A 576-nucleotide genomic window follows, 5' to 3' on the forward strand; every position below is an offset into this window, starting at 1 on the left:
TTGCAGCCCCGTGGGCTGGATGGGGAGGTGGTGCCCCATAGCCAGGTTGAGGCGGCGGCGCGCTGTTATTTGCAGGCCCTGGAGCAGGAATGTCCTTCGGGGCCAGTGCATTTGGTGGGGCATTCGTTTGGCGGTTGGGTGGTGTTCGAGATGGCCACGCGGTTGCAGGCTCAGGGGCGTGAGGGGGCCGGCCCTATACCACGACGGCGGCGTTGTTGCGGTTGGTGGAGTCGATGCAGGTGGCTTCGGGTAAGTCGCTTGGGATTGATGCGGTGGATTTTGCCGGGCGCGATGAAGTGGAGCAGCGGCGGTTGTTGCATGAGGGGATGGTGGGGGTTGGGTTGTTGCCGGCGCGGTCTTCGGTGGATGCCATGTATGGGCCGGCGCGCACGTATGCGTCGGCGTTGCGCACGGTTTATCGGCCTGGTCGGCGGTATGAGGGGGTGGTGCGGTTGGTGTTGGCGGAGGATCCGACCCTCGATGCGGCGGGTAATCAGCGGGAGCAGGGGTTGATGGTTGAGGGGTGGCGCGGGTGCGTGGGGGTGTTGGAGGTTTGGTATGGGCCGGGGAATCATT

General features: G+C 64.9%; 1 pseudogene. It reads left to right on the forward strand.

Features of this window, described 5'->3' with window-relative positions:
• Positions 1-576, forward strand: a pseudogene (locus tag HX869_RS31340) (alpha/beta fold hydrolase); the annotation flags it as partial.

This window comes from Pseudomonas sp. P7779, assembly GCF_013386315.1.
GTDB lineage: Bacteria > Pseudomonadota > Gammaproteobacteria > Pseudomonadales > Pseudomonadaceae > Aquipseudomonas.